Origin of the sequence: Variovorax frigidus, from assembly GCF_051216515.1 — a bacterium.
GTDB lineage: Bacteria > Pseudomonadota > Gammaproteobacteria > Burkholderiales > Burkholderiaceae_C > Variovorax.
Genome location: NZ_JBPJZF010000006.1, coordinates 193041 through 215304, shown reverse-complemented (window position 1 = coordinate 215304; position 22264 = coordinate 193041). Strand labels below are relative to the sequence as shown.

At 68.6% G+C, this 22264-nt stretch carries 16 protein-coding genes; 6 read left to right on the top strand and 10 right to left on the bottom strand.

Translation table 11 applies throughout. The features are described from left to right. Nucleotides 1-21: 21 nt before the first annotated feature. Genes ACSFBC_RS19055 through ACSFBC_RS19035 form a run of 5 tightly spaced genes read right to left on the bottom strand, consistent with a single transcriptional unit; the run spans nucleotide 22 to nucleotide 5900 of the window. Nucleotides 22-3378, bottom strand: coding sequence for a pilus assembly protein (locus ACSFBC_RS19055; RefSeq protein ID WP_435512242.1), 3357 nt, complete (start codon nucleotides 3376-3378; stop codon nucleotides 22-24). Further along, the gene (locus ACSFBC_RS19050; protein ID WP_435511918.1) at nucleotides 3378-3962 is read right to left on the bottom strand and encodes a pilus assembly PilX family protein; all 585 of its coding nucleotides are present in this window, start codon (nucleotides 3960-3962) and stop codon (nucleotides 3378-3380) included. The genes ACSFBC_RS19055 and ACSFBC_RS19050 overlap by 1 nt, the downstream gene beginning before the upstream one ends. Next, complete coding sequence (locus tag ACSFBC_RS19045; protein WP_435511917.1) at nucleotides 3959-4735, bottom strand: PilW family protein; 777 nt, start codon at nucleotides 4733-4735, stop codon at nucleotides 3959-3961. The genes ACSFBC_RS19050 and ACSFBC_RS19045 overlap by 4 nt, the downstream gene beginning before the upstream one ends. Further along, complete coding sequence (pilV, locus tag ACSFBC_RS19040; protein ID WP_435511916.1) at nucleotides 4732-5295, bottom strand: type IV pilus modification protein PilV; 564 nt, start codon at nucleotides 5293-5295, stop codon at nucleotides 4732-4734. The genes ACSFBC_RS19045 and pilV overlap by 4 nt, the downstream gene beginning before the upstream one ends. Beyond that, on the bottom strand, nucleotides 5292-5900 hold the full coding sequence (locus ACSFBC_RS19035; RefSeq protein WP_435511915.1) for a GspH/FimT family pseudopilin: 609 nt from the start codon (nucleotides 5898-5900) through the stop codon (nucleotides 5292-5294). The genes pilV and ACSFBC_RS19035 overlap by 4 nt, the downstream gene beginning before the upstream one ends. Nucleotides 5901-6251: 351 nt before the next feature. Between ACSFBC_RS19035 and ACSFBC_RS19030 the strand changes: the two genes are divergently transcribed. The 4 genes from ACSFBC_RS19030 to asnB are packed head-to-tail and all read left to right on the top strand — an operon-like array spanning nucleotide 6252 to nucleotide 12117. Beyond that, on the top strand, nucleotides 6252-7796 hold the full coding sequence (locus tag ACSFBC_RS19030) for a PglL family O-oligosaccharyltransferase (RefSeq protein WP_435511914.1): 1545 nt from the start codon (nucleotides 6252-6254) through the stop codon (nucleotides 7794-7796). 37 nt (nucleotides 7797-7833) lie between these two features. Further along, nucleotides 7834-9015, top strand: a complete 1182-nt coding sequence (locus ACSFBC_RS19025; protein WP_435511913.1) for a glycosyltransferase — start codon at nucleotides 7834-7836, stop codon at nucleotides 9013-9015. Further along, the gene (locus ACSFBC_RS19020; protein WP_435511912.1) at nucleotides 9012-10190 is read left to right on the top strand and encodes a glycosyltransferase family 4 protein; all 1179 of its coding nucleotides are present in this window, start codon (nucleotides 9012-9014) and stop codon (nucleotides 10188-10190) included. The genes ACSFBC_RS19025 and ACSFBC_RS19020 overlap by 4 nt, the downstream gene beginning before the upstream one ends. 37 nt (nucleotides 10191-10227) lie before the next feature. Then, nucleotides 10228-12117 (top strand): asparagine synthase (glutamine-hydrolyzing), encoded by a 1890-nt coding sequence (gene asnB / locus ACSFBC_RS19015; RefSeq protein WP_435511911.1) that lies wholly within the window; start codon nucleotides 10228-10230, stop codon nucleotides 12115-12117. Here asnB and ACSFBC_RS19010 read toward each other — a convergent pair. Further along, complete coding sequence (locus tag ACSFBC_RS19010; protein WP_435511910.1) at nucleotides 12114-12929, bottom strand: hypothetical protein; 816 nt, start codon at nucleotides 12927-12929, stop codon at nucleotides 12114-12116. The two genes, asnB and ACSFBC_RS19010, sit on opposite strands and share 4 nt — an antisense overlap. Before the next feature lie 100 nt (nucleotides 12930-13029). Continuing rightward, nucleotides 13030-13509 (bottom strand): cyclic pyranopterin monophosphate synthase MoaC, encoded by a 480-nt coding sequence (gene moaC, locus ACSFBC_RS19005; RefSeq protein ID WP_435511909.1) that lies wholly within the window; start codon nucleotides 13507-13509, stop codon nucleotides 13030-13032. Between the two features lie 56 nt (nucleotides 13510-13565). Here moaC and ACSFBC_RS19000 point away from each other — a divergent pair, with 56 nt between their 5' ends. Together ACSFBC_RS19000 and ACSFBC_RS18995 are read left to right on the top strand one after the other, a co-directional pair. Next, nucleotides 13566-15161, top strand: coding sequence for a M48 family metalloprotease (locus tag ACSFBC_RS19000; RefSeq protein WP_435511908.1), 1596 nt, complete (start codon nucleotides 13566-13568; stop codon nucleotides 15159-15161). 92 nt (nucleotides 15162-15253) lie between these two features. Continuing rightward, entirely contained in the window at nucleotides 15254-20452 is a 5199-nt protein-coding gene (locus tag ACSFBC_RS18995) for an amino acid adenylation domain-containing protein (protein WP_435511907.1), read from the top strand. Here ACSFBC_RS18995 and ACSFBC_RS18990 read toward each other — a convergent pair. From ACSFBC_RS18990 to ACSFBC_RS18980, 3 genes are all read right to left on the bottom strand, one after another. Beyond that, a complete protein-coding gene (locus ACSFBC_RS18990) occupies nucleotides 20439-20789 on the bottom strand; it encodes a phage holin family protein (RefSeq protein WP_435511906.1) in 351 nt (116 codons plus the stop codon). The two genes, ACSFBC_RS18995 and ACSFBC_RS18990, sit on opposite strands and share 14 nt — an antisense overlap. 102 nt (nucleotides 20790-20891) lie before the next feature. After that, complete coding sequence (locus ACSFBC_RS18985; protein WP_435511905.1) at nucleotides 20892-21356, bottom strand: hypothetical protein; 465 nt, start codon at nucleotides 21354-21356, stop codon at nucleotides 20892-20894. A 48-nt stretch (nucleotides 21357-21404) separates the two neighbouring features. Further along, the gene (locus ACSFBC_RS18980; protein ID WP_435511904.1) at nucleotides 21405-22142 is read right to left on the bottom strand and encodes a TerC family protein; all 738 of its coding nucleotides are present in this window, start codon (nucleotides 22140-22142) and stop codon (nucleotides 21405-21407) included. Nucleotides 22143-22264 lie beyond the last annotated feature (122 nt).

The window sequence follows — 22264 nt, the reverse complement described above, 5'->3', positions numbered from 1 at the left end:
TTCTTTCACAACCGCGATGCATCAACGCAGTTTGATCCATGTCATGCGCCCACCCTTGCCATTCGCCCCTGGATTGACCTGCGTGACCGACCCGACGCCGCTTACGGTCTGCGTCGCCAAATACTTCTTGGTGTCGGTGCTGACGATGGAAGGTGAGCCTACACCGCTCAGCCCGATGCCCGCCACCACCAGCCCGTTGGTGGTGATGACATTGTTGGTGGCGTCTCCGAAGTAGGAAGAGCGAGGCGCACCGCCGGTCTCGGGGGCGATGGCCATGGTGAAGCCCGAGGCGGGTTGCACGTCGCAGGTCAGCGTCTGGGTGACGGCCGGGAGCGTCGTATTGACCAGGAACAGGCCGTCCGAGATCACGGGGTTGTAGACGATCTGTTCGTTCGTGCCCGGCAACACGAGCCGCCAGCCATAGTGCAGATTGCTCGACGCCGCGGCACCGCAGGTGGTGGAGCCTTTCCAGCACACGGCGTTCTGGGTCACGGTCCGCACGCCCGAGATGTTGCCGTTGTTGTAGGCCAGCGTGGTCGCCGTCTGCGTCTGAAGCGTCGTGGTGTTGACGGTCTGAGTGCCGGTCAAGCTGGTGTATTGGCTGCCGCTCTTGGCATTCCAGGCCGACATATCCCAATCCCAGATGCCGTAGATCGCCTGTGCGCCGGTGGTGGGCGTTGCCGACGAGGTCAGCGTCTGCGGCCTGATCTGGCCGGTTCCGAAGCTCACCAGCACCCGGGGCTCGATGGACGCGGCAATGGAGGAAGTCACGGTGACCCGCGTCGTGATCGGCTGCGAGCCGGCCGCGAAGATCGGGGCGGCGCGGACCGCCCAGTTCGAAGCCGAGTTGCTGGTGAGATCGAAGCGCCAGACGTTCCCGAACACGTCGCCTGCGTAGACGTAATCCGTCACGTGGTCGTCGTCGAGATCCGCCGACGTGACATAGGCGATGCCGTTGCGCGCCGTGATGGTGCCGCTGGTGGTCTGCGGACCGGAGCCCGTGCCGGCTTCGAGAAAGCGGAAAGTCTTGGCGCCGGTTGTCTGGTTCACCGTCATGACGAACAGACCTGCCTTGCCCGACTTGCTGTTCAAGCCGTTGCCGAAGAGAACGGCCCAATTGCCGTCGTGAAGGCGCCGGATGATCGGTGTGCCGTAGACGCTGCCCAGGCTGTCCTTGCACAGGGACCCTGACGTGTCTCCCGTGCAGCTCAGCGTGCTGGAGTTCCATTCGCCCAGGACCAGGCTGCTGGCATTCGTTTCGCTGAAGTTGCCAGGGTCGGTGACCTCCAGTGCGTAGAGGGTGCCTGTAGCGATCGAGGTGGCATCGCCGACCACGCCGGTGGCATTGCCCCCCGCGCCCAGGCCGCCGACGAGCCACGTGTGCCATGCCCCGCCGTAGTAGAGGTCTCCCGTACCGGGCGTCGCATCGACGAAGGCGTTGTGGCTGTATTGCGGGGACGAATAGTCGAGCGCTGGCGTCGTGGACCGGATCGTGGTCAGTGCCGCATTCGGCATGTAGGCCAGCAGTTCGCGTCCATCGTTCGATGCCGTCGTGTCGAAGGCGCCGCCCGCGGTGTAAGCCCCTGCGCGGAAGCCATGCAGCAGACCATCGTTTGCGCCCACGTAGACCACATTGGTCCGCGTTGCATTGGTCGTTGCGAAGGCCGCGTAGCTCGTCCCGCCTTCGGGCATGGTCGCGGTCGGGAACAACGCGTCAGTCCACACGCCCTTGTAGGGCAGCGTGGGTGCGCCGACCCACGTCGGGCTGGAGTTGACGATGTCTCCCAGCACACTGTTGCGCACCCTGAACGTGCCAGTTCCTGCGGTTGTCACTTCGTTGGTGCGGTCGCCTCGCAGATACGACAGTCGCGAAGTGGCGCCAAGCGCGGTCTTTTGCGCCTCGGTGAGCGAATCCCAGGCGAGTGGCGTCCCTGCGCTGCCGCTCCAGGTCAGGATGTTTCGCTGCGCAGAAGCTTGGACGGTATTGGACGAGCCCGTTGCGGTACAAGTCCCTCCGGTCAGAACACAGCTCGCGTCCCAATTCGCCACAGGATTGATGGACACGGTCTTGGTCGTCGCGTCCTCGACCAGATTCTGTGCTGTCATCTGGCCCCACCAGTTGGTGGGATGGTAGTAGGCCAGGTAGAGCTGAGTGCCGACCTGCACCTTGGCCGATTGCTGGATATTGATGCCGGCGGAGCTTGCCGACGCGTTGATCTGCGCCGCCTTGAAGCACATGATCTCGTGCACGTTGCTGCCGCCGCCGGTGCCGGAACTGAATCCGAAGCGGAACTTGGACGGCAGCGCTCCGTTGGAGGCCGTGATCGCCTGGTTCGTGATCACCGGCGTCGTCGTGCCGCCATTGATGCTGTACGAGAGGCTGAGCAGGCCATCCTGCGTGATCTTGAGGCCGTAGGTAATAGGTGTCGCTGCAGTGCGCGTCGGCTTCGCTACGGCCTCTTGGCTATAGAGCGTCGAGCCGGAGGGCAGATCGCTGTGGGCAATGTAGGGATAGGTGCGGATTTGCGTGCCGGTGTTGCTTGGCGACGTTCGGTTGTAGTTCCACAACGTGCCTGTGCGGCACGTGTTTCCGACCGCAGCCTGCTTGTTGCTCACGCTGGACGGGTAGTAGTTGGGGTAGTTTTGATTCAACCAGGCCCATGTGATGTTGCCGGCGCCCCGCAGGGTCACACGGCCAGCGCCCTGGCCGGGGCCGCTGGCCGTGTTGTCTCCAGGGTTCGAGAAGTTACCGAATTCATCGATGCCGAGACCGATATAAGCGCCCAGCAATCCATCGTTCGTGCCTTTGGTGTTCGCGCAGCTGTAGCCGAGACTACCGCCGAATGCACCGGTAGTGGTCTGTGCATTGACCGCGGTTACTTGATCGGCATTCACCAGAAAGAAGGCAATGCCGTCGGCACCGGACTTTTGATCGCGGTGGTTCGTGTATGCATTGCCGCCGTAGGTCGCTGTCTGAAAGGTGACTTCGAGCCCTTGATTCGATGGGAAGTCGAATTTCGAGTAGACCGCGCCGGTCTGGTTGTTGCCGTTTTCGCCGGTGTCGACTGCGCCGTTGGTCAGTCGCAAAGCGCCTTGCCCGACAGGGTCGCCGGTTGTTCCCAATCGGCCGGTTGCATTCACGCCGCCGACCTGGATCTTGTTGTTGTAGTAGGGCAGTCCGACGCACTTTGGAATCGTCCCCGAACCGTCGCCGGCGGTGAGGCAGGCGCCGTTGAGGCTTTGCCATTGGTAAGAGGACGACCCGCCTGTGAGGGTGTCGCTGATGACGAGCTGCGCATGCGCGCCGATGGCCGACAAGCCCAGCAGGGCGAGTGCGCACGCGGATCGGAGTGGTGTGGACGTCATAAGGGCTTTCATCAAGGTCCGCTCAGGTCTTTGGTGGCATAGGTCATCGCATAGGTGCTCTGAAGAACGCTCGCGCTGGTGGTGCTGCCGCCGTATCCCACGCCCGTGACCTGGTAGAGCATGGACTTTCCGTCGGGGCCGATGCCGAGGTAGGAGATGTACAGGCTGGGGGTGGTGGCGTAGTTGACGTCGCCAACCACGCCGCTCGTCGCCGTATTGAGGCCGCCGCCGGCCAGGACGGTCATCGAGGGCGGCTTGTATTCGTAGCGGCTGGTCCATGGCAGCACAGCGGGCGTGCCCAGGGCATTCGAGCAGATCTTCATGTTCGCCTGGACACCGGCGCAGGCTGAGCCGGTACCGGTGTTGCCCTGATTGATCCACCATTCCGCGTAGCGCAGCGCACTGTCGGCGGCGAGCAGCGAGCGCTGTTTCTCGAGGGTGTTGCCGGTGATCTTTTCCTGAAGCCCGAAGCTTCTGTACATGCTCACGGCAACCAGGGTGACGATAACCAGGATCAGCAGGCTTGTTATCAGGGCAATGCCCTGCTGCGCTGCTCTGCCTCTCGAATGCGAACGGGGGAGCATGAGTTGGTTCACCGGCGGTTCATCAGGTTGATGGTCTGGACGAGAGGCTGGGGCATGGTCACAGGCGCACCGGGCTTGGATGCCGTCGTGTCCAGGAAGACGAGCTTGATCTGGGCCGTGTACACATTGGCCCACAGGCCGGCATCGGTGATCGCCGACGCGGGCAGGTAGGTGTCGATGGCGTTGTTGACGTCGCCATCGGTATCGACGCCGTACAGGATGCTCATCTTGTCGACGTTGCTCGCCAGAGCCACCGGACTGCCGCTGCCCACCGTACAGGTGAATTCATTGCTGGCATTGATGGCGAATCGGTTCGAGTAGATGGTCGTCGCGCCGGAGGTGTTGGTGGCGCCCTGACAGTTCATCAGTCCGTCGTTGTTGGCGGTCTGGTAGCGGACCGTCACGGCATCGCTGGCGGCAGCCCTGCCGCTGCCGCTGCCGGTGCCGACGATGGCCTGTCCGGCTGCAAAGACCGACGTGCTGCCGTCGGCACCGGTCACGGTCGCCGCCGGGAGCGCAGCGCTTTGTGTGTCTGTGCGCGGGTTCACGAAGTAGCCGGCGGACTGGATCGTCGTGGTCATCATGGTCAGGACCAGACGCTGGCTGTCTTGCAGATCGGTGAGCTGGCCCTGCGTGTTGAAGGTGTTCTTCATGTTGAGATAGATGCTGAGTACCGCTCCCAGCACGAAGAGCGAGATCGCTAGCGCCACCATGAGTTCGATCAGGCCGAAGCCGGTCTGCCGTATGCGCCGGCGCGGCTGCCGCGTTGTCATGGAGGTGGTCATGGTTCGATGTACAGGGTGAACGAGCGCGAACCGCCGGTGGCGGCGCTGTCCGATGCGGTGGCCCGGGTGGAGGCGACGTAGCGCTCCTTCCAGCTGATCGTCAGCACGCAACTGACCGGGACACTGGTCGACGTGCTGCACCTGACGTTAGAACTCGATGTCGGCAGCAGGTTTGCGAGGTTGAGAGCCCATTGCTGCACGTCCCATGCGGCCAGTTGCGCGGACGTGCACACAGGGGTGGCAGGTTTAGCGGCCGCTGTGCAGGAGCCCACGGTTGCCGAGAGCACGCCGGTGGCATCGGTCACGGTGGACTGCGCCGTGCTGAAACTGGCGGGAGCCGCGCCGGATGCCCAGTAGGTCCTGTTGCCTTGCATGGCTGCAGCGAGGCTGCTGGCCTGCATCGACACGATGGAGCGTGCGCTGGAGACCTGAGTGCTCGACAGCGCCAAGGCCTGCATCTTGGCGAAGCCGAAGATGCCGATCGAGACCAGCAGGATGGCCACGAGAACTTCGATGAGAGTGAAGCCGCGTTCGGACGACGGCAGGACCAGGCGCTTCATGTGCAATTGCTTCCGTTGGGCGACACGACCTGCGGGCGACCGACGAGGCTCAGCGTCACGCAACGGGTGGTCTGTGCATTCGACGGATTGGTGCGCATCGTCAACGTGATCGTGCCCGAGAGCCCCAGCGCAAAGCCGTCGCGGCTGTAGGAGATGGCAGCGATGCTGTTGCTCGCCGTGAACGTGTCCGAGGAGGTCCAGCGCGCTTGCGTTCGGAGTACCGCTTCGGACGGCTTCGTCGTGTCGCGTGTCTTGGTGTTGTCGGGGTCGGCGAACACGATCCAGCCTGTGCCCCAGGTGGTGGTGCCCAGGCAGGTGGAGCCGTCCGATGATGCGCAGATCGTGACAGGCTGCCCCTGCTTGATCGCTTCCGCGCGCGCGAATTGGAGGTCGCCGACGAAGGCATTGGTCTGGGTCGCCAGCCGGTTCTTCTGGATCAGCAGCCCGAAAGAGGGCACGGCAACGGCCATCAGGATGGCTGCTATCGCCAGCACCACCATGAGCTCGAGTAGGGTAAAACCCCGTATGGCGGAGCGCACGGTTCCGCAAAAGAACACGTCCGAGAGGCTTGTCGTCATGCAGGCCAGACGTGGAAGTTTTTTCATGAATGAGTAGGGCGTAATCCGAACGCCAAAGTAGGTGAATGGCGAACAGTTTTCAAATGTAGCAATTTGTACCGTTGGGCGCCGTACTTCGGCGTCCCCCGGCGACGAACGGACCTGGGTGGGCGCCGAGTGGAGCGGTCGGGCAATCCGATCCGTGAATTTTTCACTCCTAGGGGGTCCATGCATCTCAACGTCCAGGCAAGCCGTTGGCCGTCGAACGGCCTCGGATACGCCCTCCTCCTCGCCTCCCCCTTCCTCTCCCCCCTCGTCGCCGGCCCCTCCGCGAACGTCTGGCAACTGCTCGTCAGCTGGTTGTGCGCAGCGCTGCTCTGGTGGCTCGGCCCACGGGCGATGCCGTCGCGCGGGGTGCTGCTGTGGCTGGGCGCGCTGGCCTTGGCGATCGTGGGGGGCCGGGGCCAGGACACGGGCCAGTTCCTGGGCGCCTGTGTCGCGATCGCGGTCGCAGCGATGGCGGCCTGCGTGGGGGCGGGCTTCGCGCGGACGCCCGACGCCCCGGGAACGCGCGCCTTCGCGCTGGGCCTGCTGGCGGCGGGCCTGGTCAGCGCGGTGCTGGGCCTGTTTCAGTACTACGGCGCTGCCGCGGCGCTCGCGCCCTTCACCACCGCACCCGAACTCGGCCAGGCCTACGGCAACCTGCGCCAGCGCAACCAGTTCGCCACGCTGATCAGCATGGCGCTTGTGGCCGCCCTGTGGCTCTACGCCGGGCTCGGCGGCCGTGCTCGCCTGGGCTGGCTGGCAGGACTGGTGCTGCTGACCCTGGCCGCCGCCGCGGCCACGTCGCGCACCGGGCTGCTGCAATGGGCGGCGATCAGCATCCTGGCGGCGGCGCTGGCCTGGGGCGAGCGCCGCAGTGCATCGGGCACACGCCTGCGCCTGCCTCATCCCGGGCTATTGCTGGCACTGATCCCCGCGTATTTCATTGCCGCCTGGGCCTTGCCGATGCTGGCCGGGGCGGAGGTCGAAGGCATGCTGCAGCGGCTGCGCGATGGCGCGCCCGAAGGCAATGCCCGGATGCTGTTGTGGCGCAACGTGATCGAGCTGATCGCCGTGCATCCCTGGCGGGGCTGGGGGTGGGGCGAGCTGAGCTATGCGCACTTCAGCCATCTGTACGACGGGCCGCGCTTCATCGAGATCCTGGACAACGCCCACAACCTGCCGCTGCACCTGGCGGTGGAACTGGGTGTCCCGGCCGCGGTGCTGCTGTGCACGGGCTTCGCCGCGCTGGTGCTGGCCGCCCGGCCCTGGCGCGAGCGCGACCCGCAGCGGCTGCTGGCCTGGGGCGTGCTTGGGGCGATCGTGCTGCACAGCCTGCTCGAGTACCCGCTCTGGTACGGGCCCTTCCAGCTGGTCTTCGGCCTGTGCCTGGGCCTGCTCTGGCCGGCCGCGTCGGCGAGGGCGACTACGGTGGTCGACGGGCCACGCATCGGCGGCGTCGTGGCCGCGCTGGCGATCGCGGTGGTCGGCTACACAGGTTGGGACTACCTGCGCATCAGCCAGATCTACGCCGTCCGCGCCGAGCGCCTGCCGCCCTGGCGCGACGACACGCTGGCCAGGCTGCAGGGCTCGTGGCTGTTTGCGGGCCAGGTGCGCTTTGCCGAACTGTCATTGCTGCCCGTGACCCGGGCCAATGCGGCCGAGGTGAACGCGCTGGCGCAGCGTACGCTGCACTTCTCGCCCGAGCCGCGCGTGGTCGCCAAGCTGATCGAAAGCGCCACGCTCATCGGGCGCGACGACCAGGCGCTCGCGTGGGCGGCACGCTTCAAGATCGCCTATTCGGAGGAATATGCCCGCTGGATGCGGGGCGAACCGGTCGAAAAAGAAGCGGATGGAGGTTGCGAAATGTCACAGCATCGCGACAATCGAGACCTTTGTTAAAACTTTGAACTTACTTTTGTCGGTTCATGAGAGGCCCATGAGAATCTTGCGCGTCATTTCCAGCATGGACCCGGTGCATGGGGGCCCCTGCCAGGGAATCCGCAACATCGTGCCGGCGCTGACCGCGCTGGGCGTGCACAACGAGGTGTTGAGCTTCGACGCGCCCGATGCGGCCTTCCTGGGCCAGGACCCGTTTCCGATCCACGCCATCGGCCCGGCCCGCACGCCCTACGCCTACTGCCCGGCCCTGCGCCCCTGGCTGTTGCAGAACCTCGAGCGCTTCGACGTGGTGATCGCGCACGGTCTCTGGCTGCACAACAACGCCGGCACCTGGGGCGCGCTCAAGCAGTACCGCCGGCAGACCGGCCAGACCGGCCCGCGCTTCTGCGTCATGCCGCACGGCATGCTCGACCCCTACTTCCAGCGCGCGCCGGAGCGCCGCTGGAAGGCGTTGCGCAACACCATCGCCTGGCGCCTGTTCGAGGGCGCGGCCATCCACGGCGCCGATGCGATCCTGTTCACCTGCGCCCAGGAGCTGCTGCTGGCGCGCGAGCCCTTCTCGCCCTACCAGCCGCGCCGCGAGCTGGACGTGGGCTACGGCATCCAGGCGCCGCCGCCGCGGCACGACGGCATGGCGGCCGCCTTCGCGGCCCGCTGCCCGACGCTCGGGACCAAGCCGTACCTGCTGTTCCTGAGCCGCGTGCACGAGAAGAAGGGCACCGACCTGCTGCTGGGCGCCTACCTCGCGCTGCGCCGCGAAGGCGCCGACCTGCCCGCGCTGGTCATCGCCGGTCCGGGCCTGGACAGCGAGCACGGGCGCGCGCTGCAGGCGATGGCCGCGGGCCAGCCCGACGTGCACTTTCCCGGCATGCTGCGCGGCGACGAGAAATGGGGCGCGCTCTACGGCTGCGAGGCCTTCGTGCTGCCCAGCCATCAGGAAAACTTCGGCATCTCCGTGGTCGAGGCCATGGCCTGCGGCCGGCCGGTGCTGATCAGCAACGAGGTCAACATCTGGCGCGAATGCGAGGCGGGCGGCCTGGTCGAAGACGACGACGAAGCCGGCGTGCTGCGCCTGCTCACGCGCTGGCGCGCGCTGTCACCGGCCGAGCGCGCGGCGCGCGGTGCCGCGGCGTACGCGGTCTACCGCCAGAACTTCGAGGCCGACGAAGCGGCCCGGCGCCTGCTCGCGGCGTTGAAGACGATGCAGGCCGAAGCATGAACGTCGTGCTGTTCGCCCATCCGGATTTCCTGGGCTCGGCCAGCATGCCGCGCTACACCCGTTGGCTGGCCGACGGCCTGCTGCGCCGCGGCCACACGGTGCGCATCTGGGCGCCGCAGCCCTTGTTCCATGCCTGGCCGGTGCCCCAGCGCTTCAAGAAGTGGATGGGCTACCTCGACCAGTTCATCGTCTTTCCGCGCTGGGTGCGGCGCGAGAAGGCCAGGCAGCCCGCCGACACGCTGTACGTATTCAGCGATCACGCGCTCGGCCCGTGGGTGCCGCTGGTGGCCTCGCAGCCCCATGTGATCCATTGCCACGACCTGCTGGCGCAGCATTCGGCGCTGGGCCGCGTGCCGCTGAACCGGCCGGGCCTCACGGGCCGGCTCTACCAGCGCTATATCCGCAACGGCTTCACGCAGGGGCGCCGCTTCATCGCGATCTCGAAGAAGACCGAGCAGGATCTGCGCGGCTTCATCGGCCCGAAGCCGGTGTGCGAGGTGGTCTACAACGGCGTGAACCCGCAGTTCCATCCGGCGCCCGATGTGGCGGCCGGGCGCATCGCACTCGGCAGCAAACTGGGCATCGACCTGTCGCGCGGCTTCCTGCTGCACGTGGGCGTGGACGTCTGGTACAAGAACCGCGGCGGCGTGCTGGCGATGGTCGACCGCTGGCGCCGCGGCACACCGCAGGGCCTGCCGCTGCTGATGGTCGGGCCACCGCCGACCGACGCGCTCGTCGCCCAGCGCCTGCGCATGCAGGCGCCCGACGAGGTGCATTTCCTGTCCAGCGTGGCCGACGACGTGCTGGTCGGCCTGTACGGCACGGCCACGGCCTTCCTGTTCCCGTCGATCGCCGAAGGCTTCGGCTGGCCGATCGCCGAAGCCATGGCCTCGGGCTGTCCCGTCATCACGACCGACGCCGCGCCGATGAACGAGGTCGCGGGCGACGCGGCCTTCTACGTGCCGCCGGCCGATGCCTCGGCACCGGCCGACGACACCTGGACCGCCGCCGCCGCCGCCGTGCTCGCGCAGGTGGTCGACCTGGACGACGACGCGCGCCGCTCGGCCATCGAGCACGGCCTTTCGCAGGTGCGGCGCTTCGACTCCGACGCCGCGCTCGACCGCATCGTGGCGATCTACGCGCAGACGCTGGCCTCGCACGCGCAGCCTGCCTGAGCCCCTCAACCTTCAACGCCCACCGGCCCCCTCCACCATGTGCGGAATCGCAGGAATCATCAGTTTCGACCACAGCGCGGACCCATCGGCCATCGACCGCATGAACACGGCGATGCAGCACCGCGGCCCCGATGCCGAGGGCCGCTACGAAGCCGACGGCGTGCTGATGGGCCAGCGCCGGCTGTCGATCATCGACGTCAGCGACGCTGCCAACCAGCCCTTCACCGAAGCGACCGGCCGCTATGTGATGGTCTTCAACGGCGAGATCTACAACTACAAGGAAGTGCGCGCACAGCTCGACTACGCGTGGAAGACGCACTCCGACACCGAGGTCATCCTGGCCGCCTTCATCCGCTGGGGCGCCGACTGCCTGTCGCGCCTGAACGGCATGTTCGCGATCGCGATCTGGGACAAGCACAAGCGCGAACTCTTCATCGCGCGCGACCGCATGGGCGTGAAGCCCTTCTACTTCGTGCAGCAGCCCGGCCGCTTCACCTTCTGCTCGGAAGTCCGCGGCCTGATCGCGGCCGGCGCGAGCGACGGGCGCATCGACCGCCAGTCGCTGCGCGAGTACCTGGGCGGCGTGTCGGTGAAGACGCCGCACACCATCCTCGAGGGCGTCGAGCAGCTGCTGCCCGGCGAATGCGCGACGCTGACCGAGAACGCCTTCGAGCGCCGCATCTACTGGCACCTGACGGGCGCCCCGACGCAGCCGATCGCCGCCGACGCCTACGCCGACTACGGCCGCGTGACCGCGACCCTGCGCCAGCTGCTCGACGCCTCGATCCAGATGCGCATGGTGGCCGACGTGCCGGTGGGCGCCTTCCTCTCGGGCGGCATCGATTCCTCGGCCGTGGTCGCGCTCATGGCGCAGCACCACGACCAGCCGGTCGACACCTTCTCCATCGTGTTCGACGACAAGGAATTCGACGAGCGCGAGTACGCGCAGATCGTCGCGAAAAAGTACGGCACGCGGCACACCGAGCTGCTGCTCGATCCGCAGGAGGTGGTGCGCATACTGCCCGACTACATCCGCCGCACCGACCATCCGACGCTGGACGGCATCAACACCTTCATCGTCTCCAAGCTGGTGGCGCAGACCGGCATCAAGGTCGCGCTCTCGGGCCTGGGCGGCGACGAGCTGTTCGCGGGCTATCCGGGCTTCGAGCGCTGGCTCACGGTGTCGCGCCACAAGAAGCTGTTCGGCCATCCGCTGTTCCGTCAGGGCGTGGGCGCGGCCAGCGCGGTGCTCAAGTCGCGGGCGCTGTCCAAGCTCAACGACCTCACGAGCGGCGGCAACCTGGACCTGTCGTCCTTCTACGGCGCGAGCCGCAGCGTGTTCGTGCGCGGCGACCTCGACAAGCTGCTGACCTTCCCGGCCGACGCGCACGCACGCGGCTGGGAACACGTCAACTTCGGCGAAGCGTCGGCGTTTCCGCTGCTGGGCCAGTACTCGATCGCCGAACTGTCGGGCTACACGCTCGACGTGCTGTTGCGCGACACCGATCAGATGAGCATGGCCTGGGGCCTGGAGATCCGCGAACCCTTCTTCGACTACCGGCTGATCGAGTACGTGCTGCGCATGCCCGACGCGATGAAGAGCGACTTCAAGACGCCCAAGAAGGCGCTGGTCGACGCCATGGGCTCACTGCTGCCGCCGGAGATCGTGCATCGCCCGAAGAAGGGCTTCTCGTTTCCGTGGGACCGCTGGCTGCGCAACGACCTCAAGGATTTCTGCGCCGCGTCGCTCGACCAGCTGGGCCGCACCGACCTGTTCGAGCGCGCCGAAGTGGCATCCCTGTGGCAGCGCTTCCTGGCCAACGACCGGCGCGTCAACTGGACGCACGTCTGGTCGCTGGTGATGCTGCAGTCGTGGATGGCGGCGCGCGCGGCCGAAGTGCCGGCCGCCGTGGCCGAGCCCGCTTAAGCCTTCTTCTTCGGACGGCCCGCCTTGAGCGGCGCCAGCGTGTCGAGCGCGGCGCGCAGCTCGGCGTCGGCGAGGCGCGCCAGCGCATGCAGACCGGCGCGCAGCAGTTCGCTCTTCTTGGTCGCCCGCTGGAAGCCCAGCGTCCGATCCTTGAGCACCGCGATCAGCGCGAAGTCGGGTTGCGGCATGGTGAAGCTGTCGCGCACCAGCTTGGCCTTGGCGCCGTCGTTCTGGACGGCCAGCGGCTTCGGCACGGCCTTCGAGGTCGACTTCGCACCCTTGGCCTTCTTGCCGGTGGGTGGCGTCGGCTTGACGGCTTTCACTGCCTTGACGGGCTTGACCGCGGCCTGGCGCGGCGAGGCTTTCACCGGCGTCGCCGGTGGGATCGGCTTCACGGCCACGGGCTTCGAGGCTTCGACCTTGCGAGCTGCGGCCTTCTTGGCGGCGGCCTGGACCGTGGCCTTGCGTGCGCCGGTCTTCACCGCTGCGGTCTTCTGGGGTGCCGGGCGTTTCGCCGTCACGACCTTCGGGGGCGTGGCCGATGCGCTTGGCTGCTTCTTGGCCGGGGCGGGCTTCGGCGGCGTCCTGGTGCGCGTCTTCGCGGTCACGGCCTGGGGGGCCGGGCGCTTGGCCGTTGCGGCCTTCTTGCGGGGCGCTGTGGTCACGGCCGGCGCGCTCGCGGGCAGCGACGGTGCCGATGCGGTCGGTGCTTCCGGTGCGGCTGCCGGGGCAGCGGGTGCCGCCGCAGTCGCGTCCGTGCTGTCGCTGGGCGATGCGGCGTCGTCAAGAGGAGGGGTGGTGTCGTTGGTCATGGATGCGATTGAATGGTGTAAATTATTTACACCATTATTATCATCCGCCGAATGGCCATTCGGCGCGCCGCACCGACGCGAAGACGATCGAAAATCTCGCTCAGTCCGCCACATAGCTCCCCGACTTGCCGCCGTGCTTCTCCAGCACGCGCACGTCGGTGATCGTCATGCCGCGGTCGACCGCCTTGCACATGTCGTAGATGGTGAGCAGCGCGACCTGCACCGCGGTCAGCGCTTCCATCTCGACGCCGGTGGGGCCCACGGTCTCGACCGTGGCGGTGCACACCACCTGCGGCACGCCGCCCTCGGTCAGCACGAAGGCCACGGCCACGCGCGTCAGGGCCAGCGGGTGGCACAGCGGGATCAGGTCGCTGGTCTTCTTGGCGGCCTGGATGCCGGCGATGCGCGCGATGCCCAGCACGTCGCCCTTCTTCGCGGTGCCCGATTCGATCAGCGCCAGCGTGTGGGCCTGCATCTCGATGCGGCCGGTGGCCACGGCCACCCGGTGGGTCGCAGGCTTGGCCGCCACGTCCACCATGTGGGCCTGGCCTTGGGCGTCGAAATGGGTGAGGGTGCTCATGGGAGGTGAACGTTCGCTGAGGTTGTGCATCATACGAGTCCGTTCCGTCACCCGCGATGCCGCGACCCATGCCGCACTGGACCGCCGTTTCCTCCTCTGTACGCCCTGCCTGGCGCCGGGCCTGCGTGGCCGTGCTGATCGCCGGCCAATGCCTGCTGCCGCCGCTGGCCCACGCCCAGTTGCTGCCCGGCATGGGCGACGGCGGCGAAATGACGGCCGCGGCCGAACGCCGGCTCGGCGACCAGATCGCACGCGAGCTCTACCGCGATCCCGATTTCATCGACGACCCGGTGCTGGTCGACTACGTGCAGTCGGTCTGGCAGCCGCTGATGGCCGCGGCCCGCGTGCGCGGCGAGCTCACGCCCGAACTCGACGAGCGCTTCGCCTGGGCCGTGCTGCTGGGCCGCGACCGCAGCATCAACGCCTTCGCACTGCCCGGCGGCTATCTGGGCGTGCACCTCGGGCTGATCGCCGTGACCGACAGCCGCGACGAGCTCGCCACCGTGCTGGGCCACGAGCTCTCGCACGTGACGCAGCGGCACATCGCCCGCATCATGGCCAAGCAGAGCCGGCAGATGCCGCTGCTGCTGGCGGCGATGGTGCTGGGCATGATCGCCGCCGGCAAGAGCCGCAACGGCGACGCGGGCCAAGCGGTGCTGATGGGCAGCCAGGCGCTGGCCATGCAGAGCCAGCTCGACTTCTCGCGTGACATGGAGCGCGAGGCCGACCGCGTCGGCTTCGGCGTGATGACGCAGGCCGGCTTCGCGCCGCAGGGCGCGGCCTCGATGTTCGAGAAGCTGCAGTACGCCTCGCGCCTCAACGACAACGGCTCCTATCCCTACCTGCGCAGCCATCCGCTGAACAGCGAGCGCATCGCCGACATGCAGGCGCGCTTCCAGTTCCGCGGCGAGGGCTCGGCCGTGCCCGCGGCAGGGGCCGTGGCGGGCGCGGCGCCCAAGCCCGTGCTGCAGATGGACCACGCCATGATGGCCGCGCGCGCCCGCGTGATGTCGCGGCCCGGCGCCGACGTGCTGCGCCAGGGGGTGGAAGCGTCCGGCGGCACCGATTTCGCGCGCCGCGCGCCCGCGCAGCAGGCCGGTCTGCTCTACGCCGGGGCGCTGGGCGCGAGCGAACTGCACGACCCCCGCACGGCCCGCCGCCTGGCCGACCGGCTCACGGCCCACGTGGCGGCCGATCCGGCCGCGGCCCGGCTGGCGCGGCTGCTGAGTGCCGAGCTGTACCTGGCGGCCGGCGCGGCACCGCAGGCCGCGGCCCTGCTCGAGCCCGGTGCCGCCCCCCGCACCCGCGCCGAGCTGCTGCTGGCCGCGCAGGCGGCCGTGGCCATGCGACAGCCGGGCCCGATGGTCGCGCCCGTGCGCGACTGGGTCGCGCTGCATCCGCGCGACGCTGGCGCCTGGCACGCGCTGTCCACCCTCTACGGTGCGCAGAACGACGCCTTGCGCGCCGTGCGTGCCGATGCCGAGGCCAACGTCGCCGTGCTCGACTACGCCGGCGCGCGCGACCGCTTCAAAGCCGCCCAGGACCTGGCGCGCGGCGGCGGCGACCACTACGAAGCCTCGATCATCGACACCCGCGCACGGGCGGTGGACGTGCTGCTGCAGGCGCAGCAGGCCGACCCGCCGTTGCGTTGACGCCGAAGTCGGCGTCGATTGCAGAGCAATGCCCGTTGGAACGCGGCAGGATTGACTCGAAACCGTCAAACGTGAAACACAATGTAGCTATTGTGTTTTCAAAAACCCTGTCCGACGTCTTCGACGCCCAGTGCAGCGCACACCCGGAGCGTCTGGCCTATGTCTTCTTGCGCGACGACCTGTCGGTCGCCGAGCAACTGAGCCATGGCGCGCTGTCGGCGGAGGTGCGCGCACTGGCGCGCGGCCTGGCGGCCATCGCACGGCCGGGCGACCGGGTGCTGCTGGCCCTGCCGCCGGGGCTGGATTTCGTGCGTGCCTTCTGGGCCTGCATGCTGGCGGGCTGTGTCGCGGTGCCCGTGCCGGCCCCCGATCCCGTGCGGCTGCTGCGCAGCGCGCCGCGCCTGCGCGGCATTCTGGACGACACCGCCGCCGCCTGGGTGTGGACCTCTGCCTCGCTGCGCGAGGCGGCGCGTCAGGTCTTCGAGCCCGGGATGTTCACCGCCGCGCGCTGGATCGCCGCCGACGATCTGACCGGCGTGGCCCCTCTCCCGGCGCCCGCGGCGCCGGATGCGCTGGCCTATCTGCAATACACCTCCGGCTCGACCCTGGCACCGCGCGGGGTGCGGGTGAGCCATGCCCAGGTGCTGGCCAATGTGCGCGCGCTCCATGCGGCCACCTGGGTCGATGACCGCAGCCGGGCCCTTACCTGGTTGCCGCATTTCCACGACTACGGCCTGATCTTCGGCGTGATCGCGCCCCTTTGCGCCGGCGTCACGAGCTGGCTGATGTCGCCGCTGGCCTTCCTGCGCCGGCCGCTGCGCTGGCTGGAGGCGATCACCGCGCTGCGCATCACCCACTCGGGCGCACCGCCGTCGGCCTACCTGGCCTGCCTGCGCGCGCTCGACGGCGCGGCGCCGGCCGGCGACCTCTCGTCGCTGGTCGCCCTGAGCTGCGGTGCCGAACCGATCCGTGTCGAGACGCTCGAGCGCGTGCTGGCCGAGTTCGGCCGGGCCGGCCTGCGGCCCGAAGCCTTGCTGCCGGCCTACGGCCTGGCCGAGACCGTGCTCGGCGTGAGCAGTTCGCCACCCGATCGGCCGCCCCTTCTGCTGGCGGTCGACGCGGGCGCCCTGCTGCAGGACCGCGTCGTGCCGCTGGCCGACGGCGCACCCGCCACGGCACCCGCCACCCGGCTGGTCGGCTGCGGGCCGCCGCTGGCGGACACCGACGTGGAGATCGTCGATGCCGTGACCGGCGCCACGGCGGCGGCCGATGCGGTGGGCGAGATCTGGGTGCGCTCGCCCAGCGTGGGCGACGGCTACTGGCGGCAGCCGTCGCTGTCCGAAGCGACCTTCGGCGGCCGGCTGCCCGATGGGCGCGGGCCCTTCCTGCGCACCGGTGACCTCGGATTTCTGCACCAGGGCGAACTCTTCGTCACCGGCCGGCTCAAGGACCTGGTGATCGTCCATGGCGGCAACCACTACCCCCAGGACCTCGAATGGACCGCCGAGCACGCGCACCCCGCGCTGCGTGCCGGCTACGGCGCCGCCTTCTCGGTCGACACGCCGGACGGCGAAGTGCTGGTGCTGGCGCTGGAGACCGAGCGCCGCGCGTCGGTGCTCGATGCCGAAGCGGTCGCGACCGCGGTGCGGCGTGCCATCGGCGACGCGCACGGCCTGCCCGTGGAAGCGGTGGTGCTGGTGCGTTCGGGCTCGCTGCCGCGCAGCTCCAGCGGCAAGATCCAGCGCCGACGCACCCGCCAGCACTACCTCGCGCACCGGCTCGACGTGCAGGCGCTCGTGGCGCGCGACGCCAGCGGCGACCCGGCCGCGCAGGCCGACGCCGACGCCCCGGCGCGCGCGCTGCACCTGATGCCGCGCGATGCGCCCGAGCAGGCGGTGTGGGACATCTGGCGCGAGGTGCTCGACACCACCGCCTTCGGCGTGCACGAGAGTTTTTTCGAACTCGGCGGCACCTCGCTGCTGATGACGCAGGTGGCCACGCGCGTGAGCCAGCAGATGGGCATCGAGCTGCCGCTGGCCGACCTGTTCGAGCACACCAGCGTCGCGGCGCTGGCCGACCATGTGACCCGGCTGCTCGCGGCCGCCGACGGCAGCGCGTCGGCGCCGGTCGCTGCGCCGGTGCGGATGCCGCGCGACGGCCCGCTGCCGGTGTCGCTGTCGCAGCGGCGCATGTGGGTGATCCAGCAGTTCGATCCTGCCTCCTCGGCCTACAACGTGGCGGTCTCGCTGCGCGTGCGCGGTGCGCTCGATGTCGCGCTGCTGCAGCGGGCCTTCGACCTGATGGTCGCGCGCCATGAGAGCCTGCGCACGCGCCTGACCCTCGACGGTGTCGGCCCGGTGCAGCGCATCGCGCCGTCGGCGTCGTTCCAGATCGAGCAGATCGACCTGTCCGCACGGCCCGATCGCGTGGCACACGCCCGCATGCTGCTGGGCGAGCGCCTGGCCGCGCCCTTCGATCTCGCGCAGGCACCGCTGCACCGTGCGAGCCTGCTGCGCTTCGATGCCCGCGACCATGTGCTGCTGTGGGTCATGCACCATGCGATCGCCGACAACTGGTCCTTCGCGGTGCTGATGCGCGAGGCGCTGGCCGCCTACGCTGCCTGGCAGGCGGGCCGCACGCCGCAGCTCGACCCGATCCCGGTCGAGTACGCCGACTACGCCGCCTGGCAGCGCAGCCCCGCCGCGGTGGCGCAGCGCCAGCCGCAACTCGCGTACTGGCGCGCGCGGCTGGCTCATTTGGCGCCGCTCGACCTGCCGACCGACTTCGCCCGGCCGCAGCGGCCCAGCTTCCGCGGCGCACGGGTTTCGGCGGCACTGCCCGTGCGGCTGCGCTCGGCCGTGCGCGCCTACTGCGCGCGCGCGTCGGTCACGCCCTTCGTGGTGCTGCTCGCGGCCTTCAAGCTGATGCTGACGCGCCAGGCGCGCAGCACCGACATCGCGGTCGGCACGCCGGTGGCCAACCGGCATCGCTTCGCCGCCGAGCACCTGGTCGGCACGCTGGTCAACACGCTGGTGATGCGCACCGATCTCTCCGGCGACCCGAGTTTCGACGGGCTGGTGCGGCGCGTGCGCGAGACCGCGCTGCAGGCCTATGCGCACCAGGAGGCCCCGTTCGACGAACTCGTCGAGTCGCTGGGTCACGACCGTTCGCTGCATCCCGAAGGCCTGGTGCGCGTGCTGTTCAACGTGCTCAATGCGCCGCTCGGACGGCTCGACCATGCGGGCCTCGAGGTGGAGGAGTTCCCCTTCGAGCGGACCACGGCGCAGTTCGACCTGTCGGTGCACATCGACACCGAGTTCACCCACCGCATCCACCTCGAGTACGCGAGCGACCTGTACGCACCGGCCACCGCCGAGCGCATGCTGGAGAACTACCTGGCCCTGCTCGAGCGGCTGCTGGCGCAGCCCGCGGCACCGCTGTCGGCGATGGCCATCGTCGCGCCGGCCCAGCGCGCCTTGCTGCGCGAGGGCTGGAACGCCACGCAGGCGGCGCTGCCTGCCGAGCAGACGGTGCATCGCTACCTGGCGAGCGCTGCTGCAGCGTCGGCCCACACGGTCGCGGCCGTCGATTCGGCCGGCTCCCAGCTGACCTACGGCGAACTCGCCGAGCGCTCGAATGCGCTGGCCCGTGCGCTGCGCGCGCGCGGCATCGGGCGCGGCCAGCGCGTCGGCCTGAGCGTGGCACGCGACACCACCATGCTGGTGGCGCTGCTGGGCGTGCTCAAGTCGGGCGCGGCCTATGTGCCGCTCGACCCGGATTTCCCCGCCGAGCGCCTGCAGTTCATGGCCACGGACGCGGGCCTGTCGGCCCTGCTGACGCGCGGCGTGGCGCCCGACGGACTGGCCCACAGCAGCGTGCCGCGGCTGAGCCTCGACGGCGATGCGCTGCTCGCCGGCCACGCGCGGGAGGCCCTGGCGCCCGATGCACGACATGATGCGGGGCCGCTCGATGCGGCCTACATGATCTACACCTCGGGTTCGACCGGCCGGCCGAAAGGCGTCGTGGTGCCGCACCGCGCGGTGGTCAACTTCCTGGCCAGCATGGCGCGCGAGCCGGGCCTCACGGCCGACGATCGGCTGCTGGCCGTGACCACGCTGTCCTTCGACATCGCGGTGCTCGAACTGATGCTGCCGCTGGCGGTGGGCGCGCGGGTGGTGATTGCCGATGCCGAGCAGGTGCGCGATCCCTATGCGCTGGGCGCGCTGAGCGAGCACCAGGCGATCACGGTTCTGCAGGCCACGCCCACGCTGTGGCGCATGCTGCTCGATGCGGGCTGGCGCCGTTCTTCCGGCAGCGCGCGCTTCCAGGCGCTGATCGGTGGCGAGGCCCTGCCGTTGGCGCTGGCCGAGCGTCTGCTGGCCGGCGGTGTGACGTTGTGGAACATGTACGGACCCACCGAGACCACCGTGTGGTCCACGGTCTGGCGCGTCGTGGCGCCGCGCGCGGGCATCGCCATCGGCCGGCCCATCGCCAACACCGACGTGCAGGTGCGCGATGTCAACGGCCAGCTGTGCCCGATCGGCGTGCCCGGTGAACTCTGCATCGGCGGCCTCGGCGTGACGCTGGGCTACCACCAGCGCGAGGAGCTGACGGCCGACCGCTTCCCGCCCGACGCCGAGAGCGTGGCGCCGGAGGCCCGCTGCTACCGCACCGGCGACCTGGGCCGCTGGCGCCACGACGGTCAGCTCGAACACCTGGGGCGCCTGGACCGGCAGGTCAAGCTGCGCGGCCGGCGCATCGAACTCGGCGAAATCGAGGTGGCGCTGCTCGACCATCCGGACGTCGCGGAGGGCGTGGTCGTCACCCAGGCGCGGCGCGAAGAGGATGTGCAGCTGGTGGCCTACGCTGTGCCGCGCGGCACGCCGCCCGATGCGGCCATGCTGCGTGCCTTCCTGCGCACGCGCTTGCCCGAGTACATGCTGCCGCAGCAGCTGGTGTGGCTCGAGGCGCTGCCCCTGCTGCCCAACGGAAAGATCGACCGCAACGCATTGCCGGCGCCGCAGGCCGAAGTCCGGCAGAAGGCGAAGGTCCGCAGCGCGCTGCCGACGACGCCGTCGGAACGGGCCATCGCGGCCATCTGGTGCGAATTGCTGGGGATCGATGCGGTTGCGCTGGACGACAACTTCTTCGACCTCGGTGGCCACTCGCTGCTGGCGATGCGCGCGGTGGTCGCGATCCGCGAACGGCTCGGCTGGCAGGTCCAGCCGCCGCGCATGGTCTACGAGACGCTGGGCCAACTGGCCCGCGAAGAGAACCTCAGCGCTTCGTGAACCCGCCCAGCGCGGCTTCGATCAGCAGGCGCAGCAGCGAATAGATCAGCGAGCCGATCAGCGCGGCCACGAAGCCGTTCACGACGAAGCCGCTCAGCAGGCCCGAGGCGGCCCAGAACATCAACGCGTTGATGACGAACAGGAACAGGCCGAGCGTGACGATCGTGACCGGCAGCGTGAGCACCACCAGCACCGGCCGCACCACCATGTTGAGCAAGCCGATCACGGCCGCGGCGATCAGCGCCGAGGTGAAGCTGCTCACCTGCACGCCAGGGTAGATGTAGGTCACCGCCAGCAGGGCCAGCGCGCTCAGAAGCCATTGGATGAGTAATCGCATGCGGGGCAGGATACCCCACCGGCGGCTGCGGACGCACAAAGCACAACGGCCACCCGAAGGCGGCCGTTGCGGGCTGGATGCGCGAAAAGCGCGAGAACAGCGTTACTCGGCGAGTTCGTTCGCCAGCACCAGCAGGGCCCCAAGTCCCAGGGTCGCGCCCGGCAGCGCCCAGCCGGTGTGGCCGGCCGGCTTCTGGCCCGGCGTCACCGGCTCCATGTCCACGCCCAGCTTCGGGCGGCGCGCATCGATCACGCGGGCCGCGCCGTGCTCGAGCTTGAGGCGCTGCGTCAGGTCGGTCAGCGAGCCCTGGGCCAGCACCGGCGTCACTTCGTCGCCGGGACGGCGCAGCAGCGGCAGCACCTGCTCCTGCGTCTTGGCGAACCACTTGCCGCGCCAGTTCTCGCGCGCGCTGTGACTCACCCACTTGCTGATGCGATGCGTCATGCGCGGCGCGCAGGCCACCAGCACCCAGTGCTTGGCACCGGCGCCCACGGTATCGGCGGGCGCCTTGGCGAGAAACTCGCGGGCGTAGGCCGCGTCATCGACATAGAGAATGATCTTTTCCACGATGCGCTCCTTTGGATAGTTAGAGTGAGAGAGGCCCGGGACGCAGATTCAGACCGTGGCCGTATCGTGCGCCTTCGGACGGCGCGAGGCAACCCACTTGCCGATGGCCAGCACGACCAGCGCACCCGCGATGCCGGCGGCGTACTTGATGGTGTCGGTCTGCGGGATCTTCGGCACCCAGGTCCAGGCGTCCAGGCGGACGACGGCCGGGTCGGAGATCAGCATCGTGCCGGCGATCCAGCCCAGCAGCATGCCGCCCAGCGTGATGATCATCGGGAAGCGGTCCATCAGCTTGATGACCAGCTGGCTGCCCCAGACGATGATCGGAATGCTGACCAGCAGGCCGAAGATCACGAGCGGCATCTGGTGGCCTTCGCCTGCACCCTGTGCGGCGCCGGCGATGGCGATCACGTTGTCCACGCTCATCACCAGGTCGGCAATGATCACGGTCTTGACGGCGGCCCACAGCTTGTCGCTGCCGGCGATGTTGCCGTGCGCGTCGTCATGGTCGGGTGCCAGCAGCTTGATGCCGATCCAGACCAGCAGCAGCGCGCCGACGACCTTGAGGAACGGAATGGCGAGCAGCGTGAGCGCGAAGAAGATCAGGATCACGCGCAGCACGATGGCACCGGCGGTGCCCCACAGGATGCCCTTGGTGCGCTGTGCAGGGGGAAGCTTGCGGCAGGCGAGCGCGATCACCACCGCGTTGTCGCCGCCCAGAAGGATGTCGATCATGATGATCTGACCGACCGCGACCCAGAACTCCGGGGCCATGAATTGTTCCATTGGATTCCTCTTTTCGTTTCGATTCACCGGCAGGGATCGGATCGACGCGGCGGAACGAGACCGGAATCTTCCGGAACGCACAATCGCTTCGATCCAACCCTTGCAGGTTCAAATCGAAGGTC

Coding starts and splice junctions, on each gene's coding strand:
- ACSFBC_RS19035 (WP_435511915.1), bottom strand. CDS start 5,900: ATGAAAAAACTTCCACGTCTGGCCTGCATGACGACAAGCCTCTCGGAC.
- ACSFBC_RS19010 (WP_435511910.1), bottom strand. CDS start 12,929: ATGACCAACGACACCACCCCTCCTCTTGACGACGCCGCATCGCCCAGC.
- moaC (WP_435511909.1), bottom strand. CDS start 13,509: ATGAGCACCCTCACCCATTTCGACGCCCAAGGCCAGGCCCACATGGTG.
- asnB (WP_435511911.1), top strand. CDS start 10,228: ATGTGCGGAATCGCAGGAATCATCAGTTTCGACCACAGCGCGGACCCA.
- ACSFBC_RS19000 (WP_435511908.1), top strand. CDS start 13,566: ATGCCGCGACCCATGCCGCACTGGACCGCCGTTTCCTCCTCTGTACGC.
- ACSFBC_RS19055 (WP_435512242.1), bottom strand. CDS start 3,378: ATGAAAGCCCTTATGACGTCCACACCACTCCGATCCGCGTGCGCACTC.
- ACSFBC_RS19045 (WP_435511917.1), bottom strand. CDS start 4,735: ATGACCACCTCCATGACAACGCGGCAGCCGCGCCGGCGCATACGGCAG.
- ACSFBC_RS19030 (WP_435511914.1), top strand. CDS start 6,252: ATGCCGTCGCGCGGGGTGCTGCTGTGGCTGGGCGCGCTGGCCTTGGCG.
- ACSFBC_RS18980 (WP_435511904.1), bottom strand. CDS start 22,142: ATGGAACAATTCATGGCCCCGGAGTTCTGGGTCGCGGTCGGTCAGATC.
- ACSFBC_RS19020 (WP_435511912.1), top strand. CDS start 9,012: ATGAACGTCGTGCTGTTCGCCCATCCGGATTTCCTGGGCTCGGCCAGC.
- ACSFBC_RS19025 (WP_435511913.1), top strand. CDS start 7,834: ATGAGAATCTTGCGCGTCATTTCCAGCATGGACCCGGTGCATGGGGGC.
- ACSFBC_RS18990 (WP_435511906.1), bottom strand. CDS start 20,789: ATGCGATTACTCATCCAATGGCTTCTGAGCGCGCTGGCCCTGCTGGCG.
- pilV (WP_435511916.1), bottom strand. CDS start 5,295: ATGAAGCGCCTGGTCCTGCCGTCGTCCGAACGCGGCTTCACTCTCATC.